At 39.8% G+C, this 14,837-nt stretch carries 17 protein-coding genes; 5 read left to right on the top strand and 12 right to left on the bottom strand.

Going from position 1 to position 14,837, the window contains the following annotated elements; all coding sequences use genetic code 11:
* Nucleotides 1-70: 70 nt before the first annotated feature.
* Entirely contained in the window at nucleotides 71-505 is a 435-nt protein-coding gene (locus RIB54_RS21335; RefSeq protein ID WP_350065722.1) for a hypothetical protein, read from the top strand.
* On the opposite strand, the gene RIB54_RS21330 is transcribed toward RIB54_RS21335, so the two are convergent.
* Nucleotides 502-1,065, bottom strand: a complete 564-nt coding sequence (locus RIB54_RS21330) for a DNA-3-methyladenine glycosylase I (RefSeq protein WP_350065721.1) — start codon at nucleotides 1,063-1,065, stop codon at nucleotides 502-504. The two genes, RIB54_RS21335 and RIB54_RS21330, sit on opposite strands and share 4 nt — an antisense overlap.
* Nucleotides 1,066-1,119: 54 nt before the next feature.
* Here RIB54_RS21330 and RIB54_RS21325 point away from each other — a divergent pair, with 54 nt between their 5' ends.
* From RIB54_RS21325 to RIB54_RS21315, 3 genes are read left to right on the top strand one after another with little or no spacing between them, the layout of a single operon-like run.
* Nucleotides 1,120-1,638 (top strand): RidA family protein, encoded by a 519-nt coding sequence (locus RIB54_RS21325; protein ID WP_350102920.1) that lies wholly within the window; start codon nucleotides 1,120-1,122, stop codon nucleotides 1,636-1,638.
* A gap of 60 nt (nucleotides 1,639-1,698) precedes the next feature.
* Complete coding sequence (locus RIB54_RS21320; RefSeq protein ID WP_350102919.1) at nucleotides 1,699-4,080, top strand: GAF domain-containing protein; 2,382 nt, start codon at nucleotides 1,699-1,701, stop codon at nucleotides 4,078-4,080.
* Nucleotides 4,081-4,133: 53 nt separating this feature from the next.
* Nucleotides 4,134-4,643, top strand: coding sequence for a hypothetical protein (locus tag RIB54_RS21315; protein WP_350065715.1), 510 nt, complete (start codon nucleotides 4,134-4,136; stop codon nucleotides 4,641-4,643).
* A gap of 73 nt (nucleotides 4,644-4,716) precedes the next feature.
* Here the strand turns inward: RIB54_RS21315 and fabF are convergent, their stop codons facing one another.
* Together fabF and RIB54_RS21305 are read right to left on the bottom strand one after the other, a co-directional pair.
* Nucleotides 4,717-5,961: a beta-ketoacyl-ACP synthase II gene (fabF, locus tag RIB54_RS21310; protein ID WP_350102918.1), complete on the bottom strand. Its 1,245-nt coding sequence runs from the start codon at nucleotides 5,959-5,961 to the stop codon at nucleotides 4,717-4,719.
* An 11-nt stretch (nucleotides 5,962-5,972) separates the two neighbouring features.
* Nucleotides 5,973-6,533, bottom strand: coding sequence for a TetR/AcrR family transcriptional regulator (locus tag RIB54_RS21305; RefSeq protein ID WP_350102917.1), 561 nt, complete (start codon nucleotides 6,531-6,533; stop codon nucleotides 5,973-5,975).
* Nucleotides 6,534-6,703: 170 nt separating this feature from the next.
* Here RIB54_RS21305 and RIB54_RS21300 point away from each other — a divergent pair, with 170 nt between their 5' ends.
* The gene (locus RIB54_RS21300) at nucleotides 6,704-7,180 is read left to right on the top strand and encodes a c-type cytochrome (RefSeq protein ID WP_350102915.1); all 477 of its coding nucleotides are present in this window, start codon (nucleotides 6,704-6,706) and stop codon (nucleotides 7,178-7,180) included.
* Nucleotides 7,181-7,428: 248 nt separating this feature from the next.
* Here the strand turns inward: RIB54_RS21300 and RIB54_RS21295 are convergent, their stop codons facing one another.
* The 9 genes from RIB54_RS21295 to RIB54_RS21255 form a co-directional block, all read right to left on the bottom strand.
* Nucleotides 7,429-9,591 (bottom strand): penicillin acylase family protein, encoded by a 2,163-nt coding sequence (locus RIB54_RS21295; RefSeq protein WP_350102914.1) that lies wholly within the window; start codon nucleotides 9,589-9,591, stop codon nucleotides 7,429-7,431.
* A gap of 79 nt (nucleotides 9,592-9,670) precedes the next feature.
* The gene (locus RIB54_RS21290; RefSeq protein WP_350102913.1) at nucleotides 9,671-10,621 is read right to left on the bottom strand and encodes a carbon-nitrogen hydrolase family protein; all 951 of its coding nucleotides are present in this window, start codon (nucleotides 10,619-10,621) and stop codon (nucleotides 9,671-9,673) included.
* A gap of 1 nt (nucleotide 10,622) precedes the next feature.
* Nucleotides 10,623-11,111: a GyrI-like domain-containing protein gene (locus tag RIB54_RS21285; RefSeq protein WP_350102911.1), complete on the bottom strand. Its 489-nt coding sequence runs from the start codon at nucleotides 11,109-11,111 to the stop codon at nucleotides 10,623-10,625.
* The gene (locus tag RIB54_RS21280) at nucleotides 11,111-11,638 is read right to left on the bottom strand and encodes a hypothetical protein (RefSeq protein WP_350102910.1); all 528 of its coding nucleotides are present in this window, start codon (nucleotides 11,636-11,638) and stop codon (nucleotides 11,111-11,113) included. Before RIB54_RS21280 ends, RIB54_RS21285 begins: the two co-directional genes overlap by 1 nt.
* Nucleotides 11,639-11,719: 81 nt before the next feature.
* Complete coding sequence (gene gloA2, locus RIB54_RS21275) at nucleotides 11,720-12,103, bottom strand: SMU1112c/YaeR family gloxylase I-like metalloprotein (protein ID WP_350102909.1); 384 nt, start codon at nucleotides 12,101-12,103, stop codon at nucleotides 11,720-11,722.
* Nucleotides 12,104-12,107: 4 nt separating this feature from the next.
* Nucleotides 12,108-12,488: a DUF3997 domain-containing protein gene (locus RIB54_RS21270; protein ID WP_350102907.1), complete on the bottom strand. Its 381-nt coding sequence runs from the start codon at nucleotides 12,486-12,488 to the stop codon at nucleotides 12,108-12,110.
* Complete coding sequence (locus tag RIB54_RS21265) at nucleotides 12,485-13,057, bottom strand: GrpB family protein (RefSeq protein ID WP_350102905.1); 573 nt, start codon at nucleotides 13,055-13,057, stop codon at nucleotides 12,485-12,487. Before RIB54_RS21265 ends, RIB54_RS21270 begins: the two co-directional genes overlap by 4 nt.
* A gap of 215 nt (nucleotides 13,058-13,272) precedes the next feature.
* Nucleotides 13,273-13,440, bottom strand: a complete 168-nt coding sequence (locus RIB54_RS21260) for a hypothetical protein (protein WP_350102904.1) — start codon at nucleotides 13,438-13,440, stop codon at nucleotides 13,273-13,275.
* Nucleotides 13,441-13,687: 247 nt separating this feature from the next.
* The gene (locus RIB54_RS21255; RefSeq protein ID WP_350102903.1) at nucleotides 13,688-14,794 is read right to left on the bottom strand and encodes an amidohydrolase family protein; all 1,107 of its coding nucleotides are present in this window, start codon (nucleotides 14,792-14,794) and stop codon (nucleotides 13,688-13,690) included.
* Between the last annotated feature and the right edge of the window lie 43 nt (nucleotides 14,795-14,837).

Genomic DNA, 14,837 nt, shown 5'->3' with positions numbered 1-14,837 from the left:
GATTACGATTAAGACAGCAAAACTAACAAATAGCATCATTTTATAGTAATTTTGTATTAAATCGAATGACATGAGATATTTTGTGATTTTAACACTCACCGTAATAGTGGCTGCTTCATGTGGAGGGCAACTTCCTGAAGATCAGCGAAAGGCACTACATGAGGAAATGGAAGACCGGAAGATTAAAAAGATCAGCCAGGAGGATATTTATAAAAAAGCTCTGGAAGAAGGCAGATTGGTTTTAGAATCAGTCGATAGCGACAATATCGATTCTGTTAAAACCGCATGTAAATGTGAGATCTCAAATCTCACGAGTAAAGATGACTTATCTGAAGTAGAGCTTAAATTATACGAGGCCTATGAGTTCAACCCTAATGGCACTGACAATATCCAAAAAGAAGGTGATCAGTTTTTAATCTACACTAAACCACAGGCTGAGAATGACAGCCTTGCAGGGCTTTGGTTGATTAAATTTCCTAAAAGCGAGATTGTAAAAAAGATCTAAACTTCGTGGTAGCGAAAGCAGCTTAATACATGATCATTGACCAAGCCGCAGGCCTGCATGTGCGCATAAATTACGGTGCTTCCTACAAACTTAAATCCACGTTTTTTCAAATCCTTACTCAGCGCATCTGATTCCGGTGTTGTGGCGGGACACTCTTTCATCGATTGCCACTTGTTTACTATCGGTTTGCCGCCTACAAATTGCCATATATATTTATCAAACGAGCCAAATTCTTTTTGCACCTCTATGAATTTTTGAGCATTGGTAACTGCACCTCTTATTTTCAGCTTGTTTCTGATTATCTCCGGGTTATCAATGAGCGTTAGAATTTTTGCTTCATCGTATTTTGCCACCTTTTCTACTTCAAAGTTGGCAAAGGCCTTTCTATAGCCTTCTCTTTTTTTAAGTACTGTTGCCCAGCTTAACCCTGCCTGAGCGCCTTCCAAAATCAGAAATTCGAAATGCGTTTTATCATCGCGCACCGGAACGCCCCATTCTTCATCATGATATTTTACATAATCAGCAAATTGACCTTCGGCCCAGCTACAACGATTTTTCATATTGGTAGGATTAGTATTCTAAAATTATGAAATTACCTATTAAAATTAACTCCTATGAAAAAATCAATACTACTCATTTTATTACTTGTTGCCTCTACTTACGCTTTTGCGCAAACTGCGGAAGAGAATATTAAAAAATTAAATATTCAGCTTTTTGAACCAAGTCCGCCCATAGCCAATTATGTTAAGGCTGTGAGAACAGGTAATCTTGTTTTTATGGCTGGTCATGGGCCTTCTAAAGCTGACGGCACATCCATTAAAGGAAAGTTAGGAGCAGACATGACTGTGGAGGAGGGTTATGAGGCAGCGCGTGTGGCAGCCATTGCCGTGCTTTCTTCCTTAAAAGCAGAAATTGGAGACCTCAATAAGGTAGTAAGAATTGTTAAGGTCAAAGGCATGGTCAATTGTACCGCAGACTTTCTCGATCAACCAAAGGTTATCAATGGCTGCTCGGATCTATTAGTAGAAATTTTTGGTGATAAAGGTAAACATGCCAGAGCAGCGGTAGGCATGGTTTCTCTACCATCAAATATTGCTGTTGAGATAGAAATGGTCGTGGAGGTTGCAGAATAGTCACTTTGGTTAAACTTATTTAGAATCATTCTCGTTCTTCATTCTATCAACCAGAAGAACATGAATAAAAATTTACCTATAGATACTTTTCCTTTCAAATCTCAATTGAACTTAAGTTCATTGGTAGAATATTGGGAAAGCAACCTCAGGAAGGATAATGGTATCGGCCTTTATCCCACCGACCATATATTAAAGTTAATAGAAGAGGCTCCGGAATTAAAACAGCCTGTTGATGATCTTGCAGCATTAGAAAAACATAAAGCGCTTGTCGGCTTTTTGATGAGTGCCATTATTCCGAGTGCTTTAGTAGACACAGAACTCTCAGCTGGGCTCGTGCCTTTTAATTTCAAAGGGTTTTTCGCGACAGAAGGTTTTAAAGCAGTTCTTCCTTTAGATAAGATCAGGGAAGACATTATGCTTAAAAATCAGGCTAAGAATATGTCCGCTGGTAAGATTGTGAAGGCCTCTACGCTTATTCTTAAAAAATTCTATAACACTAACATAGAGCTGGACGACCCGATGTTAGTGACTATACCTGATACAACAACAGGTCTTGATAGAATATACAAAGTGGACTTTAGCTCAGACTTTGTAGATGTTATAAATGTGGGTGAAATTAAGCCCATCAGTGAAGAGAATCTGAGCCTCATGATGGATGACCTTTACAATACTGAGCTGTGGCTGCAGCACATAGACCCAAGTAATTTTGTGTTTCAGGGCTTTAATATATGCCGGCTTGTCGAGGTAACGGTTGAAGAAATGATTTCTTCGATAAAATACGACTTACTGAAAAAGGATGCCGTCACCTGTCCAATGAGCTTCGAAACTATTCAGAAAAAGATAAGGTCCATTTTCAAACTTCCTGAAATGAAGTTAGGTCTTTCCTTTTTTGATGTTGATAATAATATTATTTCTAATCAGGGCTTAAGTAATTGGAACAGTTTTATGATGCCATGCGAGCCAGAGGGTCTTTCATGTAACTATTTTGCAGGATCAATGTATGACAAGGCATTTCGGCAGCAACGACCTGTAATTATTGAAGACCTTTCTAAAATGGCTAATAAGACCCATGTAGAAACAAGTTTGATAAATCAGGGAGTAAATAATGTAGCAATAGCCCCTTTGATATATGACAATGAGGTCATAGGCATGCTTGAGTTAGGAACTCCATATGCCAGTAAATTGAATCCTATCAGTGCCAGTAAAATGGAGGCTGTATTGCCAATGTTTACTGCTGCAGTAAGGCGCGTGCTTGAGGATATGAAGACTGAAGTTCGGGCCATTATTCAGGAAGAATGCACAGCAATTCACCCGAGCGTGGAATGGAAATTTTTGGAAGAAGGCTATAAGATTTTAGGCAAGAGGAATTCTGGTAAAAAAGTGACTTTGTCTGATATTACGTTCCCTGGGGTTTATCCACTATATGGCTTGTCAGATATTCGCAATTCATCCAATGAGCGAAATACTGCCATTCAGAAAGACCTTATTGATAATTTGAAGCAGGCTAAAAAGGTTATAGCTGCTGTTACCCTCAAGCAGGAAATGCCGATTTTGAATGAGATGAGATTCAGAATTGACAATGAGCTTAATAAAATCAGTAAAGGGCTTAATTCAGGAGATGAAACTTCTGTGTTGGACTTTCTGAAGAATGAAATTGTGCCTGCATTCAACCATTTTAAAATAATAGACGCTGAGCATAAAGGTATCATTGAAAAGTATGAGGAGCAGTTGGATCCTGAACTTGGGGTTATTTATAATAAGCGTAAAGACTTTGAGCAAAGCCTTACCACCATCAATGAGACCATAAGTGCTTATTTAGACACCGTGGAGGAGGAAGCTCAGCAGATCTTCCCACATTATTTTGAAAAGTACAAGACCGATGGCGTTGAATACAACATCTATCTTGGGCAGTCAATGGTGAAGGATAAAACCTTTAATACCTTATATCTAAATAACTTCAGACTTTGGCAGTTGATCACTATGTGTGAAATTGCTAATAAAGTGGAGGCCCTGCAGCCTACTTTGTCTACTCCTTTGGATATCACTCAGCTGATTTTGGTGCATGGTGAGCCGTTGTCTATTAAGTTTAGAAAAGACGAGAAGCATTTTGATGTGGATGGTGCTTATAATATCAGGTATGAAATTGTTAAGAAGCGAATTGATAAGGCCTTTATCAAAGATAGCACAGAGCGCTTAACGCAGCCTGGAAAGGTGGCCATTGTTTACACGCAACAGAAAGAAGCTGATGAATATATGCGCTATATCTCATACCTGCAGTCGGTAGATTACCTTAAAGATGAAGTAGAATGGCTGGAACTTGAGGAACTGCAAGGCGCTCATGGATTAAAGGCCATTCGGGTTTCAATAAACTTTAATGCTGAGAAGCAATCATTTGGAAACGAGGTGATACAGAGTGTTTTGCAGAACATTAATGAAAACTAACATCAGTTGATTTCTAATCACAGTTCGTTATTTTAGCATCAAATTGTAATACTATGAGAGTTACCATTTTGATGCTATTTCTTTTTTTGGCGGGGCTTGCTGAAGCGCAGGACGTTAGGGAACTGGACAAGCGCAACGGCTTCAAAGACATAAAAGTGAATACTTCTGTGCTGGACTATGAGGGGCTTGAGTTCAAAAAGGAAACTGATGACAAATTGTTTCCAGAAGCTAAAATATATGTTCCAGTAAAGGGGTACTATGAAAGCATAGGCAGTTTAAAAATCTATGACCTTGAGGTAAAGACTTACAGAGACTCTATATTTCAAATTATTGTAGTTACAGATAAAGACCCCAATTTATACAAAGGGTTAAAAACTGCTTTTGGAGAGCCTGAGTATCACTACAGGTCGGGGTTTTACCACTGGACTGCTGAAAATCTCAGATTATCTTATACTCCCTACCAGAAAGACAAGATTGAGATGAAATACGAATCTTTCCTGATGCGCAATAAGCTCAAGAAGGATAAAGAAGAAGTTGTAGAAGCCATTGTTGATGACTTCTAGAATTATCTAGGTCATTCTGAGCCTTTGTCAATAAAGACAAAGGCGTGAGAATCTCCCTGATAGAAGAAATAAGTTAAACCTTCTTGAACAACGCAATCGCATTGTGCCCACCAAAACCAAAGGTATTGCTCATGGCATAAGTCATTTCCTTTTTCACCGCTTTGCCTAATGTCAAATCTATACCATCTGGCAAGGCCTCATCCACATTTTTAGTATTGATAGTAGGCGGAATAGTTGACTCTACCATGGCTTTAACTGTGGCTACTGCCTCAATAGCACCAGCCGCACCAAGTAAATGACCAGTCATTGATTTGGTGGCACTTACCTGCAATGTTTTGCCGTTTCCAACCAATGATTTCAGAGCATGTAATTCTGATAAATCACCAACTGGTGTGCTGGTCGCATGCATGTTCACATAATCAATTTTATCAGCGGTAATCTCAGCATCTTCCAAGGCCATTTCTATTGCCAGCTTGGCTCCCAGTCCTTCAGGATGAGTCGCTGTACTGTGATAGGCATCGTTGGACATGCCTGCACCTACTACTTCAGCATAAATCTTGGCTCCTCGTGCTATGGCATGATCCCAGTCTTCTAAAATTAGTGCTCCGGCTCCCTCGCCCATTACAAAGCCATCACGCTCCTGATCGAAAGGTCTGGAGGCAGTAGACGGATCATCATTTCTTGTAGATAGTGCCTTCATGGCATTGAAACCGCCAATAGCTGCCTGGGTTATTGGTGCCTCTGAGCCTCCGGCAATCATGACCTTGGCCTTGCCCCATTTTATATAGTTAAAAGCATCCATCACCGCACTTGTACCAGAAGCACATGCCGATACGGTGCAGTAATTTATGCCTCTAAAAGTATGCTCTAATGCGATAGCACCAGAAGGAGAATCCGACAATATTTTTGGAATGAAGAAAGGGCTAAAGCGTGGCCCAATTTCAGAAGCTGCATATTCCAGCATTTCGGATTCAAAGGTGGTAATGCCTCCATTTCCTGAAGCCCATATTACCCCGCATTTATTGTTGTCCAGTTCTTCTGTATTAAAAGCGGCATCTTTCATGGCCTCTCTGGATGCAATTAATGCATAAAGTGTGAAGGGATCATTTTTTCGAATTGTCTTTTTGTCAAAGTAGTCTTCGAAGTCAAAGTTTTTTAGCTCGCAGGCAAAATTAGTTTTGAATAATGTAGTGTCAAATTTAGTGATCGGGGCTGAGCCGCTCTTCCCAGCTATCAGGCTGTTCCAAAATTCTTCAACATTGTTTCCTATGGGCGTTAAAGCCCCTAGTCCGGTTACTGCTACTCTTCTAACTTTCATAATTTGTCAATTTAAAGCGCTTCTTTCTGAAGGCCTGTGAATATTACTGATTTAACAGATGCTAAAATGTTTTCTCCTGTTACCCGGTTTAGAATGAGTGAGGCCAATAGTGATGTTATGATAGCATCACTTTTATCTTCAGGTTTTTCATTAAAGGAAAAACTTCCATCGGCCAGTCCGGCTTTGAGAATGATCCTTATCCAGCTGCGTATTTCAAAGCTGGCTGCTGTCAATTCCTTTTGCATTGACTCAGGTAAAGTTTTATAGGAAGGACCAAGGGAGCCCATAAAACAAATCAACTCTTTTTGATTTGCCTTTTCGTATGTGTTGATGAACTGTTCCAACTGCCGCTTTGGGGCATCGGTTTTCCACTGACTTATGTGTTGAGCAAAACGCAATCTTGTTCTATTGATAATAGCACTACCAAGGTCATGCTTTGCAGGAAAATAATAGTGAATGGCTGCATTTTTAAGGTTCAGTGCCGAGGAAATATCTTTATAACTGAATGAATTATAGCCTCTGGAGCGTATTAATTGCTCTGCTAAGTCCATTATTTCAGTTTTTGTGTCCATTTGATGGTAAATATACTTACTAGTAAGTAAGTAATCAAATAAACCTGTTTTTTTACTAAACTAGTTTTCTTGATATATATCAGTTTTGATCATGCGCCAGATCATAACATTTGATTAATAATGATGCTAATATGGGTATTAATTAAATGATCAAACTAAACAACACGGCCATGAAAATTTTAGCATTTTATATAATTCTCTTTGGAATATCGTCACTTCTTGCTTGTAGCGTGCCACCACCTGAGAATAATCAAGATGAACAAATTGAAAGTGATACTACCGTGAAAGGAAATGTTACTTATATCGACATTAGCGATCCGCTGGATGTGGAGCTCATTTCTGAAGGCAAGATCATTTTTGAAAAGCGATGTGATAACTGTCACAGAAGTGATTCGATCAAATTGATAGGCCCCGGTTGGGCAGGTATTACCAATAGAAGAAGTCCTGAATGGATTATGAATATGATTCTGAACGTTGGCGTTATGGTGGAACATGATTCTATAGCACATCAGCTGTTAGATGAAAATGATGTGAAAATGCCAGATCAGAATTTAGGAGTCGATAAAGCCAGGGCCATATTGGAATTCATGAGAGCCAATGATCTTAAGACAGTTGGTTCAAAGGATGAAGGAGATACGAAGAACTAGTTGGCTTTGTTGAAAGACCCCAGGCCAGGTTATTCGGCTTGGGGTCTAGCGTGGTTATCTTTTCTTTGCTTTCTTCAGTCTTTTCTCTTCTTTCTTTTCCTTGGGTGTTTTCAGGGCTTCCTTTTTAACACTTTTCTTGGCATCCTGCGATTTGGCCATGGTTTTGTTTTTTAAGTGATGTGGTTATCCAACAGGAAAATTACAATATTTATTTTCAGTTTTATTAATCTCTGATTGGCCGCCTCAAATTATTTTTCGCCTGGATGATAACGGGTTGCTGCTCTTTTCTCAACATCCTCTTTGTAGTAAGCAACATCCTTAAACTGGCAGTCAGCATAACGCTGAGCCTGATCGTCAAAATGGGGGGAATTTGGATCCCCACTTTGTCCACCAGCCAGTAATGATTTGGCTTTCACCTTATCACCAAATTCTACTACAGCTATAAAGCTATTGCCAGAAGTGCCATAAATGCGTTTTGTGTTTTCATATGATGTCGCACCAAATGATGCTAATGCCCCCCAGCGCCCACTGGCCATACCCACACCTATACTCGGCAAGCTGTCATTAAAATCTTGCCTGATGTCACCATTGATTCTCTGATAGCGATTAATCTCACCCCATGGTGTTTTCCAGGTGCCAAAGTCCTCATTTAACTGGTCTATTGTTTTTTGCAATATCGCTAACCTTTCCGCTTCAGGCGATTCGCTGCCAGCATAGTTCAACCTTTCCATATAAGACAACCCTTCAGGAAATTGACCATCACGCATATAGTTTAAACAATAAAAGTGGGCAATTGAAGTCTGAACGGAAGATTTAGAAACAGTAAAGTCCCAGGCCTTTAGTGAATCAAGAATCTCCCTATCACCGTTATTATTTTCAAGGGCGCTTATCAGCCCGGAAACTGTTGCTTCGAAGGCTGGTATCCATGGATCATAAGCCAGTTTGATAAGACCATCAAGGGTTAGGTTATTTGCTTCTTTTAATAATTTAATAGCATGCACCCCTCTATGATTCTCCTGGTTTGCAGACATGTAAACCGGATAGTCTTCAACTTTTGGGCTGTACTCACCAGCACTTGTAAATGGTGTCGAATTACAGTTTTGAATCCACCCTGTTTCTGGATTAATCACTACTATACTTTCATCTACCGTATGTAGTCGCTGCCAGTCTGTAGCAGGGTTGCTGCCGTCCAAAGGTTCCAAATAATTGAATGCGGTGTCCCTTTTAGGAATGAAATTGCCATGATAATAGGCAATGTTGCCTTCTGCATCAGCATAAACCGTATTGTTGGAAGAGTTTGTTCGGATATTCATCATCTCCCTGAACGACTTATGACCATCTTGTTTTGTTCTGGTATAAGACTGAATCAGCGCATTAACAGGATCCCACATCATGGCCGTAGCCACCCACTTACCATCAATGTTTCCTGTTATAGGGCCATGATGCGTTCTATACATGGTGAAATCCCTTTCCTTTATCGCCTCACCATCCTTATACTTCAAAGTCACATCCAAACTTTTAACTGGCCTGTCTTCTTTACCATACTTGTAGAAGTACCCATTTTCGTTTTTAACCACAGTCTCGACATATTCATCCATCACATCAGTGTAAGTGGAGGTATGCATCCATCCAGTTTTTTCATTAAAACCCTGGTATACAAAAAACTGACCCCAGGTTACAGCTCCATAGGCATTGAGGCCTTCTTCACTCACCACATGCACTTCACCTCTAAAGAAAAATGAGGTATGCGGATTGATGAGCAACATGGCCTTGCCGGATGCTGTATGCTCACCAGCAACTGCTATCCCATTTGATCCCCTCGGTTCGTTGTCATCCAATCGCATTAAACCGGGATCCGCAGCTGCCACGGCATGATCAAGATTTTTTTCATACAGCTCTTTAATACCTTTGGTAGATACCCTTTCAATATCTCCGCCTATTGAGCCTTCACTAAAGTACATGGGCATCCATGGTTCAAAACGTGTCAACAGTTTTGGTTTTACTTCAGGGTGTGTGTGCAGGTAGTAGTTGATACCATCTGCAAAGGCATCACACAGTTTTTTGAGCCAATCGGGACTTTTTTCATAATTGGCAATGGCTTCTTCTTCAGTCATGAAAAGTTTTGCTCTGAGATCACTATAAATGGCCTCTTCACCTTCGACTTCTGCCAGTCTTCCGGTGGCCCAGATGTAGTTTTGTTCTACTCTATTAAAGTCATCTTCGCATTGCGCATACAGCAAGCCGAATACCGCATCGGCATCTGTTTCTCCATAAATGTGTGGAACGCCAAAGTCATCTCTGATGATTTCTACATTGGTGGCCTGTGCTTCCCACCTGCTGACTTCAGTGTTTTCGACTGGGGCATTGCACGCTATAAGTGCAATGAAGAGGAGTGAAAAAATTCTTCTCATGGTTTAGGTTCAATTAATTCTGAATCACAATTTAGTCAACTCCTGAGATTGTAAAAGGGGAATTATATGTGCGGTAACTCTAGTCAATAATTTTCAAGACAGACTGCCTTTCTCTATTTACGGTGAGCTGCGTAACATCAGGCCTTGAATAATGACCCGATGGATCGAAATTCTGCCTTTCTTCATACACCTTTTGAATATCAATGGATGCAATGATTAAACCCTCTTGATCTTTGACTGGTGCTATTACCCATTGTCCATCAGGCCCTGCAATGCAGGAGCCACCATTGGCAAGTATTTCTGGAGAATTTTCCAGAATCTTATCTAAATGAGGAGTGTCAGTTGGGAAGTCAGATTTTCTCATTAATGAAGAAACAGAAACGACAAAAGATCGGGATTCTTTAGCGATAAATCTTGTAATATCAACGGTGTTATGCTCTGATCCGGGCCATACTGCGATATGCAGATTTTCGCCCATTCCATATAAAGAAGTTCGTGCAAGTGGCATCCAGTTCTCCCAACAGTTGAGTCCACCCACCGTAAAACTTTCCAGAGCATGCACCCTAAGGCCATGACCATCACCGGGTGCCCATGTAAGGCGCTCTTCATAAGTAGGCTGTAGCTTTCTATGGACAGATTGAATAATACCTTTTTTGTCAATGTAAACCAATGAGCAATAAATGCTGTGCCCACCTCTGTTTTGTGCCCTTTCTATAATTCCGAGATAGATGGCTACCGATTTTTCTTTGGCAATTTTACATACCGCAACAAGGTCACCTGACTCAATTTGCACGGCACTTTTGATATAGTGAGCATGAATTTCTTTCTGAACGCTGGATTCAAATTCGGCACCATTGGTCATGGCTAACCAGAACGGATAGCCTGGCAATAGACCCTCACCAAAGACTATCAGGTCACAGTTTTGATCACCAGCTTCTGAGATGGAAGACATGACTTTCTCTAATGTTTTTTGTTTATTCAACCAAACTGGCGCTATCTGAGCCATGGCTATCTTAAGTGTACCGCTCATTTTATTTTTTCTTTATGGGAACCCAAATCTCTTCTTCTGCTTCCGGGTCATTGGGTCCTTTATATTCTGCTGTCATTATCTCAAAGTGTGGCCTTTGGTCCAGTTGATATGCTGACTGAGGCATCCATTGGCCATGAATATATTGTGCGGTTTTAGGGAAAGTGCTTGCAGGGCCATGGTGGATAAATACTGCATAAAGTCCTGCCTCTATGGTTAATGTTTGCATTCCTTCAGGCACATTATCTAGGTCACTCACTTCTACAGCTGCCCACTTTTCAAATTTTGTGGTTGGTATAAACTCATTGAATTTTAGATCAGGTGAAAACACTTCTACAGAATACAAGTCGGTATTCAGCTTGTTTTTTATTGCTGATTGTTGTGCCCTAAATTTTGACCATAGAGAGAATGTAGCATTCTCTGCCAGGCTTGTAGTGATACAATGGCCAACCATCAGTTTTTCTTTAATCTCGACTATTCTCGGTTGTTGCATTAGTTAGGCAAATACTTTTCTGGTAATGGGTTTTCAGGTGTTTCGGCCATCCAGTAGATGTTAATAATCCAGTAGCGACTGCCATCATGCAAAAGCTGAATGCTATTAATACCTCGGGCAAAGGGCTTCTCATCTTTCTCAGAACGATATGACTCATAGGTGCTGAACACCTGAGTGATGTTGCCAAAGGTGTCTACTTTTCTGTAAATCTCTTTTTCGAAAAAGCCATTCTCTTCCAGCCATTTTCCAGAACTGGTTACATAACCATCGGGCGACATGTACCGGGCGCCAATGACACCTTCTTGATTTTTTCCTGAAGGAATTAACTGTGCATCGGCATGGAATAGATATTTAAACAAATCCCAATCTCGTTTTTCACCTTTTTCACCGGAGATTACGGCATAAAGATTATATAAGGTGCTGTCCAGAGACTGGACTTTTGGCAGATATTTTTGATCACCTGTTTGCGCATCTGCAGTGGCTGCTATGAATACAGATAGGGTTAATAGAAGTATTAGCTTTTTCATGTGATGAAAATACATGAAAAAATGGTGGAATGTGTAACCGTTGATGGATTTGAGATTGATTGTCAGCTTGCAGTCAGCTACTTAAACTTCATAAAGTTCAAGAGGCAGACCATCAGGATCTGAGAAGAATAGGAATTTCTTGCCGGTATGTGCATCAATTCTGATACGTTCGGTTTCTACTCCTTTACTTTTTAAATGAGCAGCAACTTCCTCAATGTTCTCCACCTCAAATGCCAGATGTCTCAGGCCAGTGGCCTCTGGCTGTGTTGGTCGCTGAGGCGGATTAGGGAAGGAGAAAAGTTCAACAACATATTGTCCATTAAGGCTAAGATCAAGTTTGTAAGAATCGCGCTCTTTTCTATAGGCTTCCTGTATAACTTCTAGCCCGAGTATCTCCGTGTAGAAGGCCTTTGACTTCTCATAGTCAGAGCAAATGATTGCGATATGGTGGATTTTTTTTAACAATGGATTATTTTAAAGAGAGTTCAATTTTGTTATTAATTAGGCTGTGGAAAAAAGTCAAAGAATCCACTGGATGAATTTTCGTGAATTCCTGTTCCTTATCAATAATCCAGTATTCCAGGTCATGGCTATCTAAATTTTTGCTTTTAGCAATGATATACCTTTTGTTAAATTCATAATTTTTTATGAGGCCTGGAATTACTTCAATTCCTATACCTTCATACCCACGTGATTCATGATAAATTATTGATTGAGGATAATCTTGTAAATATCTGTATCGTCCTCCCAAATCGATACTGTCATCCGCATGAATAAAAACACAAGAAGTACAAAGAATAATAAGAGCGTAAATGGATTGATTTTTTCGAGTCATTAAGATTTTTTTCATTTGACTAGCTCTAAAGTATCCTTAATAAAATCTGTTTTGGAAAGCATATAATTACCACGGTCATTCACATATTTAGCTGCCAATTCCATCTTTAGTTTTTCATAGGCCTTGGCTCTTTCTGGATTAGCAATCAAATAATCTCGAAAGTTCAACTGGTTCCACATGACATTATCGTTAGGACACATATGAATATGGAAAATCTGCCCGTTTTCTCCTTCAAGATTATAGCCTTTCCCGAATGACATATAAGAATCAATACCTTTTCTTTCAGGAACCTTGAAGTGTGTATATTCTAATTCACTAAGCTTTGAAATAATGTCTTCATCAAACAACTTCTCCTTTTCAATTTCTATGATGATATCAATATAGGGCTTTGCTTTTATGTTAGGGATAGAAGTGCTACCAAAGTGCTCTATTCTGAGCACCGTGTCACCTAGCTTATCCAGAATGGCTTCTTTTTCCTGATTAAAAATCATTTTCCATTCAGGATTATGATCATGCAGTTTCACTGGGAAAAGGGTATTCCAGTCCTCTTTAGTGAGATCGTAGAGTGTTTTTTTGCTTTCCATTATTCTGTAATGGCTATGAAAGTATTTTTAAGTATTCATTTTTTGATAAGCCAAAAAACGAATCAAAAAAGCTTTTGAAAATTTCTCGCGCGCAGGGCTCCATCGCACCTCCGCTCGCCAAATTTTCATCTGCCCGCCTAAAAGAGCTGGCAGGGTATTTAATTGAAGGCATTATTGCCTTAGGATTAGGAATTGATTATAGGTTTCCCCCTACATTACGACCCGCAACCTTCACACTCGATCATCTGATCCATTGGCTTAGTGCCATTCAACTTCATTTTAAGGTTATGGATTTTGTCTTTGATGTCCATGTCCTGAAACATGTCTCCTGTAAGCTGGCCTTCTAGTGTGGTGATTTCTGTCTGGATGTCTTCGAGTGTCATGATTAAAAAATTAGGTGGTTGAAAAAGTGAATATAAAAAAATGATAGTATGACAACCGAGGAATTATTGAAATAATTTCCTAAAACCGTCATTCCGGAATTTTTTATTAAAAAAATATCCGGAATCTCCTTCATTAACGCTACTTCAAATAGAAACGCAGTGAAGTGAGAAATCCCCTTATAGCTGGTGCTACATACAAGGAGATATCTCATTCCGTTATACTCCATTTCGATATGACGTCTCTTAATTACTTCGGAAACAACGACTTATCAATATTTGGGATCACTTTCAAAGCATTTTTGTAATAAAGCTTTTTCAGTACCTCATCATCTAAATCAAGACCGTACATTTTCCAGAATGCATGGTATCTTTTATAATAAGGGAAATACTCATCGGCAGTCTCCAGCACTCTGAAGTAGGTATAATACTCCTCAGGATTCCAGGCATCTTTACCGAACATCACTCGGTCCTGATACTTGGTCATAAAGGCTTTGGCCATTCTTGGCTGACGACCTAACTCTGCAATAACAGCTCCTATTTCACCATACATATTTGGATAAGTATCCATCAACTTAGCCAAGGTGGCAAGGTCATTTGCATACCAGCCTAAGTGCGCATTGATAAATTTTGTGCCAGGGTGTTTTTTAAAGATATCGTGCTGTTCAGCAATGATAGTTTCCCATGGCGCTGGGTTGTCAGCGCCACGTTTTCTGCCAGATCGCACCTTTAACTCTAACCATCTTTCATTATTCTCATCATGCTCATCCCAAAACGGTTTAGGGTCGGCTGCATGGATTAATACTGGAATGCCAAGCTCACCACATTTTGCCCATACCGGGTCAATTCTAGTATCATTAATGGCTATTCTTTCTCCATCTACTACCGCCATGGTCTGGCTCTTATATATTTTTAGTCCATTAGCACCAAGCTTTACATCATTCTCTATTTGCTTAACTGTTTTCTCGGTCCAGCCTTCTTCATTTATTGTGCTTACATCAATATTGGTAAAAACAATAAATCGGTTAACAGCAGTCTTATTTACATTATCTAAAGCGCCCTTCAGATGCTCTTCGGAACCTCTGCCTCTACCACTCAGGTTCACCATCACGGCCATATTCAATTTGTCCATTTCTGCTACCAGCTCGTTCAGGTTCTGCGTTGGCATAGAAAACTGATGATTATGCACATCAATAAAAGGATATTTAGCACTTTTTACCTCATGCTCAGGCACTACTAAAGTTGATGGCGGGTCATATTTTTCCCAGTCCATAATAGGCTCAGTAGATTCTTCCTGAGCTTTGGACTGAAATGAGAAAATGATCAAAAGGGAAAGTGACAGTAATTGTTTCAACATAATGGTTTTAGTTAATTTATAGCTGATAGTAACGACCTCAATA

This window comes from Fulvivirga sp., assembly GCF_040218215.1.
Taxonomy (GTDB): domain Bacteria; phylum Bacteroidota; class Bacteroidia; order Cytophagales; family Cyclobacteriaceae; genus Fulvivirga.
This window is presented reverse-complemented; position numbering and strand designations above follow the sequence as displayed.